Annotated in this window: 13 protein-coding genes; 3 read left to right on the top strand and 10 right to left on the bottom strand. The window is 41.3% G+C overall.

Features of this window, described 5'->3' with window-relative positions; all coding sequences use genetic code 11:
* Positions 1–249 (top strand): ISL3 family transposase (locus tag HMPREF0106_RS10560; protein ID WP_009040230.1); only part of this gene is annotated, 249 nt, incomplete at its 5' end.
* Positions 250–479: 230 nt separating this feature from the next.
* Complete coding sequence (locus HMPREF0106_RS10565; RefSeq protein WP_009040229.1) at positions 480–1,688, top strand: hexokinase; 1,209 nt, start codon at positions 480–482, stop codon at positions 1,686–1,688.
* A 236-nt stretch (positions 1,689–1,924) separates the two neighbouring features.
* On the opposite strand, the gene HMPREF0106_RS10570 is transcribed toward HMPREF0106_RS10565, so the two are convergent.
* The 9 genes from HMPREF0106_RS10570 to HMPREF0106_RS10615 form a co-directional block, all read right to left on the bottom strand.
* Entirely contained in the window at positions 1,925–3,919 is a 1,995-nt protein-coding gene (locus HMPREF0106_RS10570; RefSeq protein ID WP_009040228.1) for a glycoside hydrolase family 97 protein, read from the bottom strand.
* A 113-nt stretch (positions 3,920–4,032) separates the two neighbouring features.
* Positions 4,033–5,130 (bottom strand): cellulase family glycosylhydrolase, encoded by a 1,098-nt coding sequence (locus tag HMPREF0106_RS10575; RefSeq protein ID WP_009040227.1) that lies wholly within the window; start codon positions 5,128–5,130, stop codon positions 4,033–4,035.
* A gap of 59 nt (positions 5,131–5,189) precedes the next feature.
* A complete protein-coding gene (locus tag HMPREF0106_RS10580; RefSeq protein ID WP_009040226.1) occupies positions 5,190–7,301 on the bottom strand; it encodes a beta-galactosidase in 2,112 nt (703 codons plus the stop codon).
* 133 nt (positions 7,302–7,434) lie between these two features.
* Positions 7,435–9,486, bottom strand: a complete 2,052-nt coding sequence (locus tag HMPREF0106_RS10585; protein WP_009040225.1) for a SusF/SusE family outer membrane protein — start codon at positions 9,484–9,486, stop codon at positions 7,435–7,437.
* A 26-nt stretch (positions 9,487–9,512) separates the two neighbouring features.
* Complete coding sequence (locus HMPREF0106_RS10590) at positions 9,513–10,511, bottom strand: family 43 glycosylhydrolase (RefSeq protein ID WP_008645106.1); 999 nt, start codon at positions 10,509–10,511, stop codon at positions 9,513–9,515.
* Between the two features lie 32 nt (positions 10,512–10,543).
* Positions 10,544–12,199, bottom strand: coding sequence for a RagB/SusD family nutrient uptake outer membrane protein (locus HMPREF0106_RS10595; protein ID WP_022200204.1), 1,656 nt, complete (start codon positions 12,197–12,199; stop codon positions 10,544–10,546).
* 10 nt (positions 12,200–12,209) lie between these two features.
* Positions 12,210–15,572: a TonB-dependent receptor gene (locus HMPREF0106_RS10600; RefSeq protein ID WP_009040223.1), complete on the bottom strand. Its 3,363-nt coding sequence runs from the start codon at positions 15,570–15,572 to the stop codon at positions 12,210–12,212.
* Positions 15,573–15,841: 269 nt separating this feature from the next.
* Positions 15,842–16,855, bottom strand: a complete 1,014-nt coding sequence (locus HMPREF0106_RS10610) for a FecR family protein (protein WP_004316847.1) — start codon at positions 16,853–16,855, stop codon at positions 15,842–15,844.
* Between the two features lie 71 nt (positions 16,856–16,926).
* Positions 16,927–17,517 (bottom strand): RNA polymerase sigma-70 factor, encoded by a 591-nt coding sequence (locus tag HMPREF0106_RS10615; protein WP_009040222.1) that lies wholly within the window; start codon positions 17,515–17,517, stop codon positions 16,927–16,929.
* 187 nt (positions 17,518–17,704) lie between these two features.
* Here HMPREF0106_RS10615 and HMPREF0106_RS10620 point away from each other — a divergent pair, with 187 nt between their 5' ends.
* Positions 17,705–19,219, top strand: coding sequence for an SLC13 family permease (locus HMPREF0106_RS10620; protein WP_009040221.1), 1,515 nt, complete (start codon positions 17,705–17,707; stop codon positions 19,217–19,219).
* A 62-nt stretch (positions 19,220–19,281) separates the two neighbouring features.
* Here HMPREF0106_RS10620 and HMPREF0106_RS10625 read toward each other — a convergent pair whose 3' ends face one another.
* Positions 19,282–20,568 (bottom strand): histidine-type phosphatase, encoded by a 1,287-nt coding sequence (locus HMPREF0106_RS10625; protein WP_008026659.1) that lies wholly within the window; start codon positions 20,566–20,568, stop codon positions 19,282–19,284.
* Between the last annotated feature and the right edge of the window lie 14 nt (positions 20,569–20,582).

Below are 20,582 nucleotides of genomic sequence, written 5' to 3'. Positions count from 1 at the left end.
AATGGGAACACTTATGATAAGGATATTAGAAAGTGGATTGAAAAAGCGAAGGCAACACGGAATATGGCACTGACGAACTTTGCATATGGTATTGAAAAAGACTGGGAGGCAGTACAGGCAGCTATTGATCTCCCCTTCAGTAATGGATTACTGGAGGGGACAGTGAATAAAATTAAAGCGCTAAAAAGGCAGATGTACAATAGGGCAGGAAGTAAACTACTGAGAGCCAAGATTCTTTATTCACAATAGAAGAAGTACCACCAAATTTGACGAAGAACCAAAAATAGGCGACAGGAGAAAGTGTGCGTAAGTAAACTGAATTCAGCATTTTTTTAAGAAAGAGCAAAAAGGAAAAGAGCAAAAAGAAAGAGATAAATCCAGGAATCCGATTGGATCCATATACCGTATACCTAACGAGCAAAATTCCTCTTCAGTTGTTATTCATACATAAACATATTCTATACAATAAAAATAATATCATGGAGAAAAATATTTTTCAGTTAGATAATGAGCAGCTCAAAGAGATTGCTCGCTCATTTAAAGCGAAAGTAGAAGAAGGTTTGAACACTGAAAATGCAGAGATACAATGCATTCCCACTTTCATCACTCCGAAAGCAAGTGGTATCAATGGCAAATCATTAGTACTCGACTTGGGAGGAACGAATTACCGGGTAGCAATCGTTGACTTCAGCAAAATGCCTCCCACCATTCATCCTAACAATGGTTGGAAAAAGGACATGTCGATTATGAAAACTCCTGGTTATACCCGAGAGGAGTTGTTCAAAGAAATGGCAGATATGATAACCGGAATAAAACGGGAAAAAGAGATGCCTATTGGATATTGTTTTTCTTATCCGACAGAGTCCATCCCAGGTGGAGATGCCAAACTGCTACGTTGGACCAAAGGAGTTGATATAAAAGAGATGATCGGAGAAGTTGTTGGAAAACCTTTACTCGACTATCTGAATGAAAGAAATAAAATCAAGTTTACGAACATAAAAGTGCTCAATGACACTGTTGCCAGTTTATTTGCCGGACTTACCGACAGTAGTTACGATGCGTATATAGGTCTGATTGTAGGAACAGGCACCAATATGGCAACTTTTATTCCGGCTGACAAAATTAAAAAATTAAATCCGTCACATAAAGTAGATGGATTGATTCCCGTCAATCTGGAATCCGGCAATTTTCATCCGCCGTTTCTCACTGCAGTAGATAATACAGTGGATGGAATCTCCGGGAATCCGGGAAAACAACGTTTCGAAAAAGCTGTATCCGGTATGTACCTAGGAGATATTCTAAAAACAACTTTCCCATTGGAGGAGTTCGAAGAAAAGTTTGATGCACAAAAGCTCACCTCTATTATGAATTATCCCGATATTTATAAGGAGGTGTATGTAGAAGTAGCACAGTGGATATATAGTAGATCAGCACAGTTAGTTGCAGCTTCACTGACAGGGCTTATCATGTTGTTGAAGTCATACAACAAGAATATACGAAAAATTTGCCTGGTTGCCGAAGGCAGTCTTTTTTGGAGCAAGAACAGAAAAGACAAGAACTATAACATCATTGTCATGGAAAAATTACGGGAGCTTTTCAGTTTGTTTGGTTTGGAAGATGTAGAGGTTGATATCAAAAGCATGAATAATGCCAATTTGATAGGGACAGGTATTGCGGCTTTATCCTGACACCTCCCTGCCTATCATCGTCATTACAGGGTGATCCTCCCAATCGACTTGCTTATAAGAATCTGACAGGAATGTGCCAGAACTCTCTTTTTAATGTAATAGCCCTCGCTACAGATAGTTGTAACGAGGGTTATTCTTCGTTTATAAGGGTGGGGACGCACCCTTATCCAACCTATTGCAGATATATCAAATCTATTTCAAGATTTAATAGACAATGTAGTGTGTAAAGTGGTTGTTTACTTAATCTTCAAAGCAAACCCACCTCCGGGTGCCAAATGAATCTTCAACTTACTGTCATTTTTTATCCGGATGGATTCACATTTATAATCACGCCCGATCCGGTGAGCATTTGCTCCGTCTTTAAACAATGTAGCGTCATACGTCTTACCACCCAGGAAAGAGCAATCCACTTCGATGTCACGTGCCGTCCAATCGGTGATTCCACCTACATACCAGACATTTCCACTCCGGCGTGCTGTTACGATATACTCTCCCATCTTACCATCAAGCACGATACTTTCATCCCACACTGTCGGAACATCAGCAATAAATCCTGTTGATTCCGGTTCGCGCATATAGTTGCTCGGCGTATCACACAACATATTGAAAGGAGATTCAAATACAACATACAGAGCAAGTTGGCGGCAACGAGTTCCCTGACTCATCGGTTCTGAATTGCAAGGATAATAGTTACCTTTCGAAGCATTGCGCATCGCCCCTTGAGTGTAGTCCATCGGACCGGATACTTGACGAGTGAAAGGAATCATCACGTCATACTTCACCTGGTCCACCGAAGCCGGGCTCCATTTCATCTGTTCCAGACCATTGACACCTTCAAAGTTCAATACATTCGGGTAAGTACGATTCAAACCGGCCGGTTTGTGCGTTCCGTGCAAGTCGAGGATCAGTTTGTATTTAGCACACATTTCGGCAGCCCGATAATTGAATGCAGTCATAAGCTGATCGTCACGATCCATAAAATCGACCTTAAAACCTTTTACTCCCATGTCGGCATAATGACGGCAAACGTTCTCCATATCACGTTCGAAAGCATAATAACCGGCCCAAAGAATAATACCCACATTTTTGGAGGCTGCATAATCTACCAATTCTTTCAGATTAATCTCTTTCACCACTTGCATCAAATCCGCTTGCAGATTTACCGCCCAGCCTTCGTCAAGTATCACATATTCAATACCGTTCGCAGAAGCAAAATCAATGTAGGCTTTATAAGTCGGATTATTTACTCCGGTCACAAAATCAACGCCATCCAAATTCCAGGCATTCCACCAGTCCCATGCTACTTTGCCGGGTTTGATCCATGAAAGATCCGTCAGACGGGAAGGGGCAGCCAACAAATAGCTCAAGTTGCTTGCTGCCAAATCCTTATCGGAAGTGGTAACAATGCTCATGCGCCACGGGAAATTCCGGGGTTTATCTACTTTGGCAATGTAAGCTTCATGCTCTTTCACCAACATTTGAAGTTGATTGTGTCCGCCCTGCATCATCTTCTTGGGGTATGGAGCGAAACGTCCCGTCAACCGATTTTCTCCTTCAATAGCAGACAAATAGAGGCCGGGATAATTCTCCAAATCGGATTCTGTGATACAAACCTTAACGCCTTCACCGGCATCCACGACTAATGGCAAAAACATCAAACGTTTTTTATTCAGCTTCGATAATGGATCGGTAGTATAAGTATTTTCGAATGAATTGAAATATTGAGAGTTATAATCACCGTCCTTTCCTGTTTTTACATAAGGTACAGAAGCTACCATATCGGATGGGAAATGATAATCTACTGTTTCATCTACCACGTTGAAAGGTTTCTTCGCACGGCTGACAAAGCGGTAAACAATACCATCATTGTATGCACGAAACTCGACATTCCAGTCTTTTTTAAACCGAAGAGTCAGTTCATTATAGTGGTCTCTCAATTCACTGGCACGATAGAAAGGAGAAGGAATCATCTGATCTACTTTTTTCCCGGAAGTGCCGGACAACTTTGCTTTCTCTCCCCAGACTTCTCCGTTATCCAATGTCATCGAAATCGGAGAAGGAGCAAGGATCTGCCGTCCGTTACAGTGGATGTCATAAGTCAGCTTATCACCTACGGTAATCGTCGTTTGAAGCTTTCCATCCGGAGAGTTCAAAGTAAATTGTTTTTGCGCCTGTACCGTAAGCGTACATGCGACAATACATAAGAATAATAAAATCTTCAGTTTTTTCATGGTTTTAATTATAGTAGTTATCAAATTATAGAAGAACGATACAAAAATAAAATAATATAGTATAGCAACCTATATGAAAACTAAAAAACAGAGATAAAAAAGAATACGTAATCCTATCTTTTTCCTGTCAGGGATTGAATACAATCGACTTCTTCCTGCTGATAAGGTACTCCAGTAGGACGATAGATATCATGAAACCATAATTCCGGTTCTTCACCCGACGGAATAACGTCATCCCAGGCAAAAATAGTATTTGTCTTTCCTGCAACAAATCCCCAATTGATGGCGCCTACCTTTTCTTTTTTCATCAAAGGAAGAACATTACAAAAGCGGCTGTCATTGCGACGGGCCATATATTCGGTACAGATCAACGGACGGTTAAGCATCTTCAGAAATTTGATACATTCGCCATGCCGTTCCTCATTATCGTAATTATGATAAGAGATGATGTCCGAATGATTCAACACAAACGCATTCAGGACATTCTTCCGGGGCGAATTATAGTCCCATACACCGGCAGTAATCGGTTGTGACGGTTTACAATCGCGCACCCAACGAAAGACATTCGTCAATAAGGGCAAAGAAGTTTCCTCGTGTTTACTATTCCCCGGCTCATTATACAAATCCCACATCAATATCCGGTCATCGTTAGCATAGGTTCGAACAATATCTTTTACATACTCTTGCAGAAAAGGATACAACGTCAGTGTGTCTTTACGCAAACTACACGAAGGGTCCTGCACCCAGCCGGAATTATGTACACCCGTCTTCGGTTCCGGTTGCTTGCCATAAGCCGACTCCGGATTCCAACAATCATCAAAGAACACAAACATAGGGCGGATTGAATATTGCCCGCAAATATTCAAAAAATCATCCATACGTTTCTTCATTCCTGCCGCATCATTTTGCCATACGACACTGCTCAAGAAAACGCGTAAGGTATTAAAGCCCAGTTCATGCGCCCATGATAGTTCTTTCTCAATCTGTTCAGGATCGAAAGTATCCGCACTCCACATTTCTATCTGATTGATTGCCGTTACCGGAATATAATTGCAACCTACCAGCCAAGGCTGATTGTCATACCATTCTTGTATCTTCTCTTCCGTCCAACGACTGTTGTTTGAAGAATTAGAATCCTGTGTACAAGCGCATACACATATCCCCACTAAAAAGAATAAAAACACAACATTAACACACCATTTATTTTTCATGCTATTTTCAATTGATTAATATAAAAGATTCCTTGTTCTTTTAATTCCCGTTTATTTGATTATTTATGCCTGTCGTCTGACTGTTCCTTCCACACCACTACTCCTGCAGGTTCGAGGCGTGCACTGCCGATCAATATCTCCGTCTCATCAGGAATGGCTATTTCCTGAATGTCCGATGTATAATTCAAAGCGATGTAAAAACCATCCCGCCATTCCTTCACTACTCCGTATGGTAAATCTTCAGTCGATACGCCGGCTTCCTTATATACACGACGTACTACTTCTTTCTCCAATTTCCCGTCATCGGTATCCGTTCCGATATAGGTGGCCGTTCCTTTACCCAATCTACGGTGTATCACGGAAGCAGCTCCCTTATAAAACTGGTCCGCATACACAGCCCAAACATCTGTTCCGACAGACGGGGTTAGTACGTCCGCCCAATTGTTCCAGGCGTATTCCATGCCCCCGAAATCGACCTTTCCATACAGATTGTGAGGCAGATGGTCATAGTACAAGCTGTTTATTCCGACCAGTTGGTGGATAGGAGCAGCCAAAGGTGCCTCCCACAGTTTGGCATTACGGTCTTTCTGCCCGGTACGGCAGGTCAGAATCAGATGTCCTCCATCCTTTACGTATTCAGTCCAACGTTCTACCAAATTGTTATCAAGCAACTGATAAGCCGGCGCAATCAGGAAGGGATAACCCGAAAAATCCTCCTTCTCCGAGATCACATCGACGGGAGCGGCAAAGGATTTCAACAGGTTGTAATATTTATGTATGTGCGGCATCGTCCACCACTGGTCTGTCTGACGCTGGAACTCCATTTCCCAATAGTTGTTCATATCGAAAAGCAGTCCAATGCGTCGGGAAGCCAGCTGTTTGGGCATACGGTTTTTCTTATCGTAGGCGGCACGAAGCTTTTTCATCTCCTGCGTGATACGTACATATTCTTCACCGCCTGGAGAAAGAGTCACCCCGTCGGTCATTATCATGCCGTAATGATATTGCTCACTGCCTTTCAGAGGTTGACGGAAACGGTAATTGCACACAAACTTCCCACCACCTGCAAAAACGTGATACACCCACATACGCACAGCGCCGGGTAGGGGTTGTGGATTATACACTCCCCAGTTCACCTGACCGGGTTGTAGTTCCATCACTCCGAATGTTTTGCCTACACGGTTACGAAACTGGTCATTGGAAAACCCAAGATCTTCGGGAATCCCCATTCGAAAGCCCTGGCTACCTATTCCTTGATTATGTCCGGTCACCAGATAGCGGGTGTAGGTCAGGAAGTCCGTATGATCGATCCGTACCGGGTCAACCGGATTGAAAACAGGAATCAGGTTGGTAGTGATCCATTGGTCTTTATTAATATGCTGCCGGAGTATGTCCGCCTGCATATTAACAAAGCCCGCCAATTCGTCTGCCATGAAACGGTTCAGGTCGAGCATGGCATGAGGATTGGGCTTATCGGGTACTTCCTGCTGACTAGGGAGACGCACTTGGTCGAAGTCCTGATAAGTTTCACTCCAGAAAGAGGTTCCCCATGTATCATTCAGTTCGTCGATAGTTCCGTATTTCTTTTGTAGCCAGACGCGGAATTTTAGTTGTGCATTTTCACTGTAATCCACTACTCCGTAGTGTCCCGGCTCATTGTCAATCTGCCAGCCGATAACAGCAGGATGATTGCCATAACGCATTGCCAGACGGGAAACAATGTTTTCTACATAACGACGGTAACGGTCGCTACTCCAGGAAGCATGCTGACGCCGTCCGTGCTGAATGGAAACTCCATTATCCCGCTGAATCAATATATCGGGGTACTTTTTCGACAGCCAGGCAGGAGGTGTAGGAGTAGGCGTACACATGATTACTTTCAAACCATATTTCTCCGCCAAAGAGACTGCACGATCCAGCCACTCAAAATCATACTTTCCTTCTTCCGGCTCCATCATGGCCCAAGCGAACTCCGCAAAATGGGTGAACTTGATCCCCATCTCCGACATTTTCTTCAGATCACGTTCCCATTGGGAGGAATCCCATTGCTCGGGGTAATAATAAGAACCCAAAGCAAACAACTCTTCCGGAGGAAAAGACTTATCGACCGGAGACTGGGAAAAGGTTGCCAATGAAAACAATAAAGCTAAAACCAATAAAGATTTCTTCATGGATATTATTTTTAGAATCTATATAATAAGACATTTCTAAAAGAGAAAACCACATAGCCATTTATATAAAGAGGTCGTGTTTTGTATAAAACCGGCCTCTTTATGGTATGCTATACTAATATAATACTCAAAACTAGTATTTCTTTGTAAACGTGCAGGTATTTGTATTCATATCCAGCTTGACATGATATATACCGGCTCTGAAATTAGCTCCCGGTCCGAAGTTTTCTGTTTCCTGCCATTGATCTCCGTTCCAATAACCGCCCCGGGCTATTAAATCACCTTCAGACACAATAGTCACGTCAAACGAAGTAATTTCATTATTCCAACCTTTTTTCTTATAGAATCTGAACATAAAGTCATTGTTTAAAAATAGATTGGTTTCAAAAATACGATCCCCGGTCTTCACACAACAGATAAAATCTTTCGGGTTTTCCCATCCCCAATTTCCAATATCATCAGCAAGAAGTCCGCTGATTCTAGGATGCCCGAAGGTAGCCCCAGTGATCCATACAGTTTCGGGGAATTCCGCACCAGTCGTTTTCTCTACATATATAAGTTCCCTATTCTTATTATAGGAGATCTTATACTTGCCATCCGGAGCATTAAACTTGTATTGGCCGTTTTCATTCGTAAAGTATTCCGGTTGAAGCATATAATCCAGATAACTAAAACCTTCAAAATCGACAGTCTGCCCTTTCGTGAGATTCAACTCTACACCGATATAATTGGGATCATTAGATTGAGTCAGCTCTGTACCATTTATTTTATAAAATTCTTCTCCAAGCTGCCCTTCGTCTACCTTATCAATAAACATACATATATTCTTATTCAGATCTATCCGGACACGGTATACTCCCGGCGTGAAATCCGGTCCGGCTACAAAATCACCGGTAAAATGTCCGCCACCAGTACCACCCGTTGCCGGATCACTATAAAACCAGCCTTTACCTAATAGATTTATAGGATAAGGATTAACAGTGGTGCTAGCCAGTTCACCTCCCCACGGACGTTGTTTATAGAATTTAAACTGGAAATCTTTAACCAGATAAAGAGTTGTTTCAAAAACATTATCCGATATCTTCACGCACTGGAATGCATCACTCGGCAAATTGAAGGTCCATGTGGCAACAGTCACCCGTCCGGCTTGAGGATGTCCGAAATTAGAACCGCAAACCCATAAACCATCCGGGTAGTTTACTGAACGATTTTCTAAATATATCAGTTTGTTTACCGGATCGTAAAACAGTTTATAGTTTCCGTCCGCCCCTATAAATGTGGCTTTATCCTTTGTTATATCTTCAAAGAAATCCGGTTGAAGCATCTTTCTCACATCACCGAAATTGCCGAAAGTCACTTCATCGCCTTCATGAAGTTCCAAAGCAATACCCAGGTAAGACGAAGCCTCCTCTAATATACCCATTTCATGTCCGTTAACAAGGAAGGTTTGCTCCTGAATATTTTCATCTTTTGCTTCAAAAGCACAAGTATTATTATTCAAATCAAGCGTAATAAGATATACTCCGGGTTGAAACAGCGGTCCAGGAATAAAATCTCCCCCACTCTTTCCTGCAACCAGGAATGGGGTGGTAAGTGTTATATTGTCTTCCAGTAAAGTGGTAATCTCATTATCACCTTCTCCCCAACCTCTATGTTTGAAGAACTTGAATGAGAAGTTATTAGCCAGATATACAGTGAGCTGAAAAACGTTGTCAGCACTTTTATAACAATAAAGCACATTGTTGGCTCCGTCCATACTCCAGCCACTTGTAGTAACCACTCCCGCTTGAGGATGCCCCCAGTTAGCACCACAGAACCATAATCCTTCCGGATAAGTTGCACCGGCTTTTTCTACATACAGAAGTTCATTAACGGGATCATAAAGCACACTATAATCGCCTGTCTCTCCTTTAAAACGAGCTTTATTTTCGGACAAGTATTCAAAGTAATCCGGTGAGAGGATTGATTCTATACCGTCGGTTCCCGAAAATTCGATTTCCTGTCCCTTTTCCAAATGAAGCTTCTTCCCCTGAAAATTGGAGTAAATTTCTTCATCCAACACATTCCCCCCTACGGAAAGAGGAGAGGCAAGTTTCCATTCCGGCCAATTATCCCATTTCTGTACGTCATCGCTACAGGATGCCGCCAACAGAAGCAGAAAAATCGTATATATATAATATTTCATAATACAGTCATATTAAGATTATACATTTATTTTTTATATGCTTTCAACAAAGCCTGATAAACCGTTTCGTTCACCTTCACGATGCAGCCGTGTCGTGCACCCGGTCTGTCCGTGCCATCCTTTACATTAGGTCCGGAGAAGGTACGCTCTTTCCACGGTCCGTCCATAGAGGTCGACTGAAACAAATGATAGCCATAAGGTTTGGCGGCATAAGACTCCGCATAAATGAACCAACCGCTATGATTGGGCCGTTCGATAAAAATAGGTGCTTCGCGCATCATATCATTCGGAGTGACGGGTGCTCCCGGATTGGTGTAAGGACCGGTCAGATTGGAAGAGGTGGCAATACGGACTGTTTTCCCGGTTTCCGGAGCAACAGCCGGATCGCGTTCATCTTTCAAGATTGCATAATAAACACCGTTTACCTTCCGGATAATGGCATCAATAATAGCCATGTTCTCATCTGCACCAGTGAAGTTGAACAGTTTCTGCGGTTCTGTATACGTCTCAAAATCTTTTGTCAACACATAGAGAGTACGCATACTGTCCCAGTCATCCTTATCCGGATCGTTGCAGGCATGCCAGCTTATAATATATTGTCCGCTGTCCTTGTCATAAAACATCTTGGGTGCTCCCCAATAATAAGTAGTATAAAATCCCTGCGCATTACTACGATTAAAAATCATTTCATCCAACGGGGCAGACGTCCATGTCACCAAATCTTCCGACCGCCACAAAGCCAACGGATTGACTGCTATCATATAAAAAGCCCCATCATGTCCCTGACAAATATCTGGATGCCCAATGTAAGCACTATTGATTATCCGACCTTTATTCAGCGTCTCCCAATTTACACCATCCCGGGAAGCTGCATAATACAGCTTTCCATAATTAGCATTCGTCATGTGGGCAAATAAATATCCGCCATCTGTTTCTACCGGAATTTCTTCTCTGCCTGTTTCTACATCATCCGAGCATGCCCAACTCATTAAAGACAATAATAGACCAATTATATAGTAACTCATACGTTTCATATCTTTATATTCAGTTAATAGGTTTAATTTATATTTTGCTGCGCTTTGCTCTTATCTTCCGCCCAACCCGGACGTTCCCAAGTCTGCTTCAGCTCTTTTCCATAAGAAACCGCCTGTTCGACTGCATAATTAGGGATCGGCATGTACTGATGCGTCGGCATTACTCCCTTCGCCTTATACATTTCCTGCGCATATTTATTAAAACGGATCAAGTCAATTTTACGATTACCTTCATAAAAGAGTTCATGTCCCCGTTCAATCAGGATCGCATCCAGAAAAGCATCTTTGGTATTGGTTGCCACAGCCGGCAAATTTGCCAATCCGGCTCTGTTCCTTACTTGATTTACTGCATTTATAGCAGCCACAGAAGGAACGGTTCCTGTTTTGCGTACTTCTGCCTCTGCATACATCAATAATACATCGGCCCATCTTGCCAAAGGAATATCGGTACCCTGGAAAGTTGTCATGGTTTCCTGCGGAAATTTATTCATAATATATCCATTCCATCTCACCCCCAGATTGTCTTTATTAATGATAACACCATTCTTGTCTTTATAACTAGTCACAATCGTTTTCAAACGACCGTCGTTACTTTCGAAAGCATCATAGTATTTCTTATCCATACTGAAAGCCTGAAACCATCCGCCTCCCATTGGGAAAGGATCCCCTTTTGCCACATCGGAAGGTAAAGCCCACATCAGGAAAGGATTCGCATTTCCATGTTTCGGGTTACCATCGGCAGCCGGGCTACAACTGACAGCCATAATGATTTCTTTATTGAATTTATTGGCATTCTTGAACAGGTCAACGTATGGGGTACTTCCAGTTTTAAACAAATCATATTTACCTGTATTAAGTTCATTATACATATCCATCGCTCTCTGATAATAGCCTTCCATGTGTTCTCCCTCGTTCAGACAGTGTTTCATCAGGCAGAAACGGGCATAGTCACGCGTATAGCGTCCCAAATCCGGAGCCACCTCGGGAGCATTCTTTGCGGCAAACTCCAAGTCATCCGTAATCCATTGAGTCATTTCGTCCAAAGAAGGACGCACGGTATTCGATAACGCTTCCGGATCAATTACTTTTTCGGGGTCCAGGATGACCGGTACAGGACCGTAAACATGTAACAGAAAATACATCATCAATCCACGGCACAGACGCGCTTCTCCAAGCAGGTTATTCTTTTTTTCTTCTGTAAGAGCAGTCAGAGGAGCTTTCTCCAAAGTTCCAATGATTTCAGTCATACGGGTTATTTGAGCTGTTTTCGGGAAATGGTTGAGGTTACTGCCATCATCTACATTTCCACGCCAGTAATAAAAGCAATTACTGTAGTCTCCTTTAGTAAATCGTTCCCAGTCTGCACCTACTGTGGTAGCAGATGCACATATATCAGAAGTGGAATCAAACATACGTACCGTTCCTCCCGACTGTATATGAATACCGTGCTGCAAACCGCCTGAACCCATATCATACGTCCAAACCGTAGTGTATGGCAAGTAGCAAATCATCATATAGGAAACATACTCCTGCTCTGTAGAAGGATATTCTCCCTGCAACAAAGCTCCATAAATATAAGGATCAAAATTATTCTCACAACTACCGAATAATAGTTGCAAGGAAACAAGCATCGGTAAAAAAATCTTCTTTTTCATACGACATAATTTGTTAGATTTCATAGCTTGAAGTTTAGAAGGTTAATTTTGCACCTATTGAATAAACTCTCATTTGAGGATATTGCCCTCCGGTCAAATTAGAAGAGGAAGTGTTGATTTCAGGGTCATATCCTTTGTATTTGGTAAAGGTCAAAGGATTCTGAAAATCGACAAACACACGTATTCCTCTAATATATCCTTTAAATACAGATAACTCTTTGGGACCCAGATTATATCCTAGTGTGATGTTTCTTACACGTATATAAGAGGCATTTTCTCTTGTATAATCAAAGCCCAGATTTTCGGGTAAAGCCACTGATTTACTGATTGCGATACCCGGGAAGCGTCCGTTCGTGTTTGTCTGGGTATTCCAAATGTTATAAGAATAGATACCAACATTGTGCGCATCCACTCCTCTGGAGAGACCTCCGACATCTATACTATTGCCATATGCATCATTCCATTTCTTTACTCCCAATTGACCATACATGAATATATCCAAATCAAAGTTCTTCCATGTAAATGTATTCCCGAAACCAAAATATAATTTAGGTAACGTATTATCCATATAAGAGTCATTCACATCAATGATTCCATCACCATTTTTATCTTCAACAATAGGATATCCCGGCATACAAGCAGCAGGACCTAACGAACGTTGCGATTCGGGCATATTACTCTTATCCACATTGATGATACCGGTCGTTTTATAATAATAGAATGCATTCATCGGTTCATTTTTCCTTTTCTGATATTTTTGATAATCATAGTTGGGCATACGTTCTATCCATACCGCGTTATAATGGGACAGTGTAATTTGAGAGGTCCATTTGAAATCATGTGTTTGAAGATTCAGCGAATTCAAACTCACATCTACTCCGGTACGTTTATAATGTCCTCCATTGATAGGACGTGTTCCGTGCATTCCCAATAATTCAGTCGGTGCTGTACCCAACAAATGGGTTACGTCATTACGGAATACATCTACACTACCCCAGATTCTATCTCTAAGAACGGAAAAATCCAATCCGATATTTTTCATAACCGTCTTTTGCCAGGTTACATCTTCATAGTTGGCACCGGACAATATGTAAGGAATATAGGTAACTGAATTATTATTGAACTGAACATCTTCACGGGTAGTTGTTACAATACCATATAGTGTTGTACCTAAATTGTCACTACCAGTTTCACCATAACTGGCTCTTAGTTTCAACATATTAATCCAAGAGATATTCTTTATAAATGATTCTTCGTTCATTTTCCATGCTAGAGAAACAGATGGAAAGAGAGCATATTTCTTACTGGGAAAGAATTTATCCGTACCGTCACGGCGCAATGAAGCAGATACTACATAGCGACCCAATAAGTCGAAATTTCCTCTGACAAACTGTGACCTCTTTTCATTTTTATATTTATAAGAAGTCGGATAGAAAGGACCGTCTGCCATGCCTACACTGCTTCCCTGTATATGATCATTCGCATTTTCGTATGATATATCCGAACCATCGCCACTATCGAGATAACGTCCCATACCGGCCATCAGATTCATATCCAACAGCTCTCCAAACTTATGTTGAAATGTCAACGTACCTTCGAGAGTGCTTTGTTGCCTTTTTCCATATCCTAAGTTTCCTCTGGATTTACGTTGCAATGCGTAGTAAACATCAGAAGGTATGTATGAATCACGAGAGGTATTTTCCTTGTTCAATCCATACAACACTTTTGCCGAAAGCATATTCTTTATGATATCAACATCCAATGAGAAATTCATGTAATAACCACTTTGCTCGGACTTATCATTAATATCATGCATGGAAACAGGGTTAGGCGTCCGGCTAAATACATTATATTTCCCTTCGGCATCGTATATAGGAAGATAGGAAGGATAGAAAATTGCTCCGAAAAGTGCTCCGGCTCCCTGATCTCCTAAGTTCCCAACATCCCCGCCAACAGTAGAGTTCGTGTAATTATTCTGATTCAAATTGACGATTGTTGTCAGTTTCAAAAAGTTAGTCAGTTGGGAGGTGATATTTGTACGCAAAGAGTAGCGCTCCATATCCGAATTATGAACGGTAGCATCTTCTTTATAGTAGTTAACACCCAGATAATATTTAAACTTTTCAGAACCACCGCTAATCGTCAGATTATGATTGGTCACCGCACCTGTTTTCAGCACTTTGTCCAACCAGTCCGTAGTCGGAGCATTGGCTATTTGTGTCGGTGTAAAGATAGGTGTCCACTTATCATCATAAGCGGTATTTCCATAAGGATACTGACCTTTGTCATATAAATAATTCTCCTTACTGAAAACATTGACCATGTTCATCAATTCGGGACCACTCAATACCTCCAGATAAGGATAATGTTTCTGTATGGAATAACTTCCTTCATACACTATGGTCGGTTTTCCTTCTTTTCCCTTTTTGGTAGTCACCAAAATAACACCATCGGCAGCTCCGATACCATAAATGGCAGCAGAAGCATCTTTCAGGATTTCAATAGATTCAATATCGTTGGGATTTAATCCTGCCAATCCTGCACGGTTGACGGAGGAAGGAAGTGATGTGCTCCCCGTACCGACTTCAAAAGAGCCGCTAGGCATAACCACTCCATCTACCACATAAATCGGTGTACCACCTCCACGAATGGAGATATTGATGCCTCCCCCCGGCTGGGGACTGGATACGGTTGCCTGCAAACCGGCAGCACGCCCCAACAACATTCCGGAAATATTACTGGTAGCTGCTTTCGATATTTTTTCTGTTTTTACCGTAGCAATAGAAGTAGTCAGATTTTTGCGGGAAGTCGTACCATATCCCACCACTACCACCTCATCTAAAATTTGCTGATTTTCAGCCAAGGTCACGGATAAAGAGGTCCGGTCGCCCACTTTTACTTCCTGTGTCTGATAACCAATATAGGAAATCTCTAATACGGCTCCCGGTGATACTTCCAACGAGAACTTCGCATCCAAATCAGATGCGGTTCCGTTAGCCGTTCCTTTTTCCTTGATGGTAGCACCGATGATCGGTTCACCATTAGCATCATTCACCACACCTGTGATTTTACGCTTTTTAGTGTCTTTAGAGGTATTCTGCCGTTGCCCTTTCTGGACAACAATATTCTTACCTTTTACCTCATAAACAACATCTTGCCCGTACAATATCTGATCGATAGCCTCATTCAACTGCTTTGCCTTTACACTCACAATTTTCTTTGTATCCAGATCTCCCACTTTATATACGAAAGAATATCCGCTTTTATTCTTCAGTTGCGTCATTGCTTCTTTCACTGAAACATTATTCATTTTCAATGAAACGGCCTGGGCTAGCATTGCTATGTTAAGGCAAAAGAGAGCCACGACCATTAATATGGCCTTCTTCCTGTAATTCATAAAATAAACAAATTATTTAATTAAAACTTGAATAACTCGTTTTAAAAGAGATGTATTTTGCTAACTTTGCATTATCTCTTTTGAAAACATGCTCACGTTTGAAAGTTGTTGAAGAAGAGATTCAGGAGCCGGAAGATGTTCGAGATCTTCCGGTTTTATTTTTCTCTCCTTATTCATTCACTAAAGACTATTCAGTATTATTTTCTTCCTTCATATTCTTCAATTTCTAAGGTTAAACAATCATAGTATTATAAATCTCTGGTAACCGGTTAATAGATAGTTATATTGCGTTCTTCAATCTTATATTGTATTTTCTCCGTAGATGCCAACGCATCCAATACTTCCTGAATACTTTGCTCCCGACGGACAAAATTACCGTAGAACCGGAAGGTATTTAAAGAATCATTGGCGATGCGAATAGTTACATTGTAGCTACGTTCCAATTCTTTCACAATGTCCGGCAGAAGCTCTTCATCAAAAAACAGATAACCGTCCGTCCATTGCGAAGCATTAGAGGCTGTGACTGTTTCTACTGTCATCCGTCCATTCGTTTTATTCAATATTGCTCTCTCATCAGGCGCAAGAATTGCTTCTTTCTCTTTTTTCAGTAAATTATTCAGTTCTACTTTCCCTTCCAATAAAGATACTACGACTTCATGATCCTCCGGGTAATCGCGAAAATTAAATTTTGTTCCCAGTACTTGCAATTGTAAATCCTTAGTCTTTACAAAGAAAGGGAGTTTCTCATTCCGCCGGACTTCAAAATATCCCTCACCTTCCAGTTCGATCATACGATTATCGACTCCGAAACCTTGTGAGTAAGTCATTCGTGAACCGGCATTCAGCCAAACCAATGTACCATCCGGCAAATAAAGCTTTGTCCTCGATCCTAAAGGAGCTTCTACGGATATATCCGCGAATGTGTCTTTTACGTTCACTCCTCCCTGCCAATAAGAGAAGCAGCCGACTGCAAGTATGACTGCAATAATCGCTGCATAACGCCACAACATTGACAACCGGAATCCATGATGAGACGTTTTTTCTATTTCCTTCCGATTTCCGATACGTTTCTTAAATGTATCGAACGCTTTATCTTTATTGTATTTCGACGCAGCTTCACGACTGACAGCAGAAAACCAGACTTCCCGCTGCTGAATAAAGTAATTCTTATTTTCAGGTGATGCAGCTATCCATGCTTTCAGTTCGGCTAAAGCATTTTTGTCCAAACCTTCCGTCAGATAGGTTGCAATCAATTCATCAATATGTTTCTTTTCTTCTTCCATTTTTCTGCGTTCTATAAAGGAGACAGTAGTTTTTTAATTGAGGGTAGTCTGAAAATGACTTTTTTTCGTTTTTACCCGAAAAAAAATAAAAGTAGAGTAATCAGATATTTACTTAGATTCATTTGTAAAGATGCTAATGCATTCTTTATATGATATTTAACCGTATTGACAGAGATGCCTAACTCTTGAGAAATTTCTTCGTATGATTTTCCTTCAAAACGACTTTTATCGAATACGCGACGACATTCGTTCGGCAATTTATCAATGGCTTTATATATTTCCTCTTCCAGTTCACGCTCCAGCAATGCACCTAACGGATGCGAATCGGAGATCGTCATTTTATCGTCTGTTATCTCATCAGGCATTAGAGATGAAAACGCGATCTCACGCTTTTCCCATTCAGAATTCAGATAGTTGATACAACGATTACGGACGGCTCTCACCAAATAGCTACGGATAGAAACGGAAATCTCTAACGTTTCACGAATCTCCCATAAATGAAAAATAGTATCCCCGACAATGGTTTCCGCGAGGAATTGATCTTTTACATAGCCACTCGCGACATGACACAGCAGAGCATAATGATGGTCATAGATGTATTGATAGGCGTCTTCGTTACCTATCTTCAACTGCTCTACTATTAAAATTTCAGTGTGCTCCATGAATGTATTAGTCGAGTTAATGGCACAAATTTAGAGAAATTGCAGCAGACTACCTAATATCCATATTAATATCTTCAAGGACATCACAATCCAAAAGAATTATAAAAAACTTCTCTCGTTGATTTACGAGATATAGAATAAAAAGTTATTTTTGCACCGTTTTTTAATTTTATCTTAAACTAGTATTATGTACAAGATTTTTCACGGCTTCCATCTAGTGGAAGCTTATCAGGACTTAAAGAAAGCCAAACGGTTGGCAAAAAATCAGACAGTGGCCAGATGCATAAAGCTAACCGTAGCTATTACCCTTTCCCTTATTTTATGGCTCCTCCCTATTGACACATTTGGTATAGAAGGGTTAACAGTTATAGAACAAAGACTTATTTCTATCTTTATTTTTGCCACACTGATGTGGGTATTCGAGGCTGTCCCTGCATGGACCACTTCCGTATTGATTGTCGTTTTATTGTTACTCACCGTTTCCGACAGCAGCTTATGGTTCCTTACTCAAGGAATCTCGACAGAAGAATTGGGACAGACAGCCAAATATAAGTCCATTATGCATTGCTTTGCCGATCCAATCATTATGTTATTTATTGGTGGGTTCATACTTGCCATCGCAGCAACCAAAAGCGGATTGGACGTATTGTTGGCACGCGTCATGCTAAGACCTTTCGGAACCCAATCACGCTATGTACTATTAGGATTCATTCTTGTTACAGCTGCATTTTCAATGTTCCTTAGCAACACGGCTACAGCTGCCATGATGCTCACTTTCCTAACTCCTGTATTAAAAGCACTTCCGGCAGACGGTAAAGGAAAAATAGGTCTGGCTATGGCTATTCCTGTAGCTGCTAATGTGGGTGGCATGGGAACTCCTATCGGCACACCGCCCAACGCAATTGCCTTAAAATACCTGAATGATCCGGAGGGACTGAACCTGAATATCGGTTTCGGAGAATGGATGAGTTTTATGTTACCCTATACTATTATTGTATTGTTTATCGCTTGGTTCATACTTTTACGATTGTTTCCCTTTAAACAAAAAAATATTGAATTACAAATTGAAGGTGAAGCCAAAAAAGACTGGCGTTCCATTGTGGTTTATATCACTTTTGCTATCACAGTCATACTTTGGATGTTTGACAAGGTGACGGGAGTAAACTCTAATGTAGTAGCTATGATTCCGGTAGCCGTTTTCTGTATAACGGGAGTCATCACCAAACGCGATCTGGAAGAAATCAGTTGGAGCGTACTCTGGATGGTAGCCGGCGGCTTCGCCCTGGGCGTTGCTTTACAAGAAACCGGACTGGCGAAACATATGATTGAAGCTATCCCATTCAACACATGGCCTCCTGTATTAATGATTGTCGGCTCCGGACTTATTTGTTATGCTATGGCTAATTTCATCTCACATACAGCTACGGCAGCATTGCTCGTCCCCATCCTAGCCATTGCAGGAAGCAGCATGCGTGAGAACCTATCTTCCTTAGGTGGAGTAGAGACTTTATTGATTGGAGTGGCAATCGGTTCATCATTAGCAATGATATTGCCTATCAGTACTCCTCCCAACGCATTGGCACATGCCACAGGCATGATTCAGCAAAAGGATATGGAAAAAGTCGGAATAATCATGGGAATCATCGGACTGATATTGGGATATACCATGTTGATTATACTTGGCTCCAACAAATTATTATAAAAAATACTCTTTCCATACAAATAAGCCCTGTGAGAAGCAATCATTCTTACAGGGCTTTTTTGCTAATCAGTCTTACTTGAAAACCTGGAAAGAATCTCTTTTGATATTGCTATCCGTTGTTTCAGATAGTGGCAGACTTCTTCCCACCGATAATATGGGAAAAAGGATGTGACCACCGGAATGGTTACTTCTTGCTCATTCAAAAGTATTTTGACCCAGACTTGACAGTTCTTATCACGATAAAACACCCATTGCACATTAGCTGCCATCGGAGCAATTTCATAATCTTTCCAATAAATAGATACGGAATCAGGTGATGCTATCTGTATATCCGTTTTTCCTATACCCATCAATGCTACAAAAGGAATGACAGTTTCTGCATGCGCAAAACGAAGATCCACCCGATTGTCCGATTGCCCGTTAATTGCCTGCTCTGTCGTTTGAATAAACTCTGAAAGTAACGGCCATGCAATTGCAACCGGCAACATATTTCCAACTGGTGCTGCACTTTTAGTCAGATATTGCCGCAAGTTTTGTGTTTGCCAATAACCATACCATTCTTTATCATTGAGAATACCTTTCATATTAAAAGATAAGCCTGTATCAGGAAGTATAGCTGCTATTGAGAACAAAGCCATGACAAACTCCCGTTTTTCCTGTTCTGTTTCTTGTCCTGAGGTGAGAAAAATCCTTTTCATGACAGGTGTAAAAACTATCTTATCTTGCACAAATGATTCATACAAAGAAATCCAGTCACCTTTCTCTTTATAATAAACATAAGGCTTGTTCAAATCAAAAAAACGAAGAAGTGGGTTATATTGCTTTCCTGCACTTTTCTTTATTACCAATGAGGAATCCTGTTTTTCCATACCAGAAAGAAAAGCATCCATACTACTAATACAACGAGGAATATAGGAAGCTATCGCTTCAATTCGCGCCGAATCTACAAATATTTCAGGATAACGCAATAGCATACGCTCTGCTATTCCCTTTTGTTCCTGCTCTCCTACTGCCGACAATTCTCCCCATCGTCCTTCGAAAGCTTCGGACAGCCGTAATACCGTAGCAAGCAGTTCCTGACCTTTTACAGTCAATCTGTTTTCCTGCTCCGCCAATATAAGCACATTTCTAACCTTCTCTAATGCTTTTCCCGAAGTCGGGAACCGTGCTCCGTGCCTTCCTAAATGATTGATATAAAAAGGAACCATACCATCATGGTTCAAAACAGGCAGATTCTTTATCAAAGGATACGGCATAGCCGTTCCTGCATATTTCTGAATTGCACTTTGCCCGAATAAAAAAGTTATAGGGAAAAGCAGACCAGCTAAAAATATCAATATTGCTCTCATCCGGCAGAATATAT

The organism is Bacteroides sp. D22 (assembly GCF_000163675.1).
GTDB lineage: Bacteria > Bacteroidota > Bacteroidia > Bacteroidales > Bacteroidaceae > Bacteroides > Bacteroides xylanisolvens.
Note: the sequence above shows the minus strand (reverse complement) of the source record. Positions and strands in the feature narration are given on the sequence as shown.

Coding starts and splice junctions, on each gene's coding strand:
- HMPREF0106_RS10565 (WP_009040229.1), top strand. CDS start 480: ATGGAGAAAAATATTTTTCAGTTAGATAATGAGCAGCTCAAAGAGATT.
- HMPREF0106_RS10570 (WP_009040228.1), bottom strand. CDS start 3,919: ATGAAAAAACTGAAGATTTTATTATTCTTATGTATTGTCGCATGTACG.
- HMPREF0106_RS10575 (WP_009040227.1), bottom strand. CDS start 5,130: ATGAAAAATAAATGGTGTGTTAATGTTGTGTTTTTATTCTTTTTAGTG.
- HMPREF0106_RS10580 (WP_009040226.1), bottom strand. CDS start 7,301: ATGAAGAAATCTTTATTGGTTTTAGCTTTATTGTTTTCATTGGCAACC.
- HMPREF0106_RS10585 (WP_009040225.1), bottom strand. CDS start 9,486: ATGAAATATTATATATATACGATTTTTCTGCTTCTGTTGGCGGCATCC.
- HMPREF0106_RS10590 (WP_008645106.1), bottom strand. CDS start 10,511: ATGAGTTACTATATAATTGGTCTATTATTGTCTTTAATGAGTTGGGCA.
- HMPREF0106_RS10595 (WP_022200204.1), bottom strand. CDS start 12,199: ATGAAATCTAACAAATTATGTCGTATGAAAAAGAAGATTTTTTTACCG.
- HMPREF0106_RS10600 (WP_009040223.1), bottom strand. CDS start 15,572: ATGAATTACAGGAAGAAGGCCATATTAATGGTCGTGGCTCTCTTTTGC.
- HMPREF0106_RS10610 (WP_004316847.1), bottom strand. CDS start 16,855: ATGGAAGAAGAAAAGAAACATATTGATGAATTGATTGCAACCTATCTG.
- HMPREF0106_RS10615 (WP_009040222.1), bottom strand. CDS start 17,517: ATGGAGCACACTGAAATTTTAATAGTAGAGCAGTTGAAGATAGGTAAC.
- HMPREF0106_RS10620 (WP_009040221.1), top strand. CDS start 17,705: ATGTACAAGATTTTTCACGGCTTCCATCTAGTGGAAGCTTATCAGGAC.
- HMPREF0106_RS10625 (WP_008026659.1), bottom strand. CDS start 20,568: ATGAGAGCAATATTGATATTTTTAGCTGGTCTGCTTTTCCCTATAACT.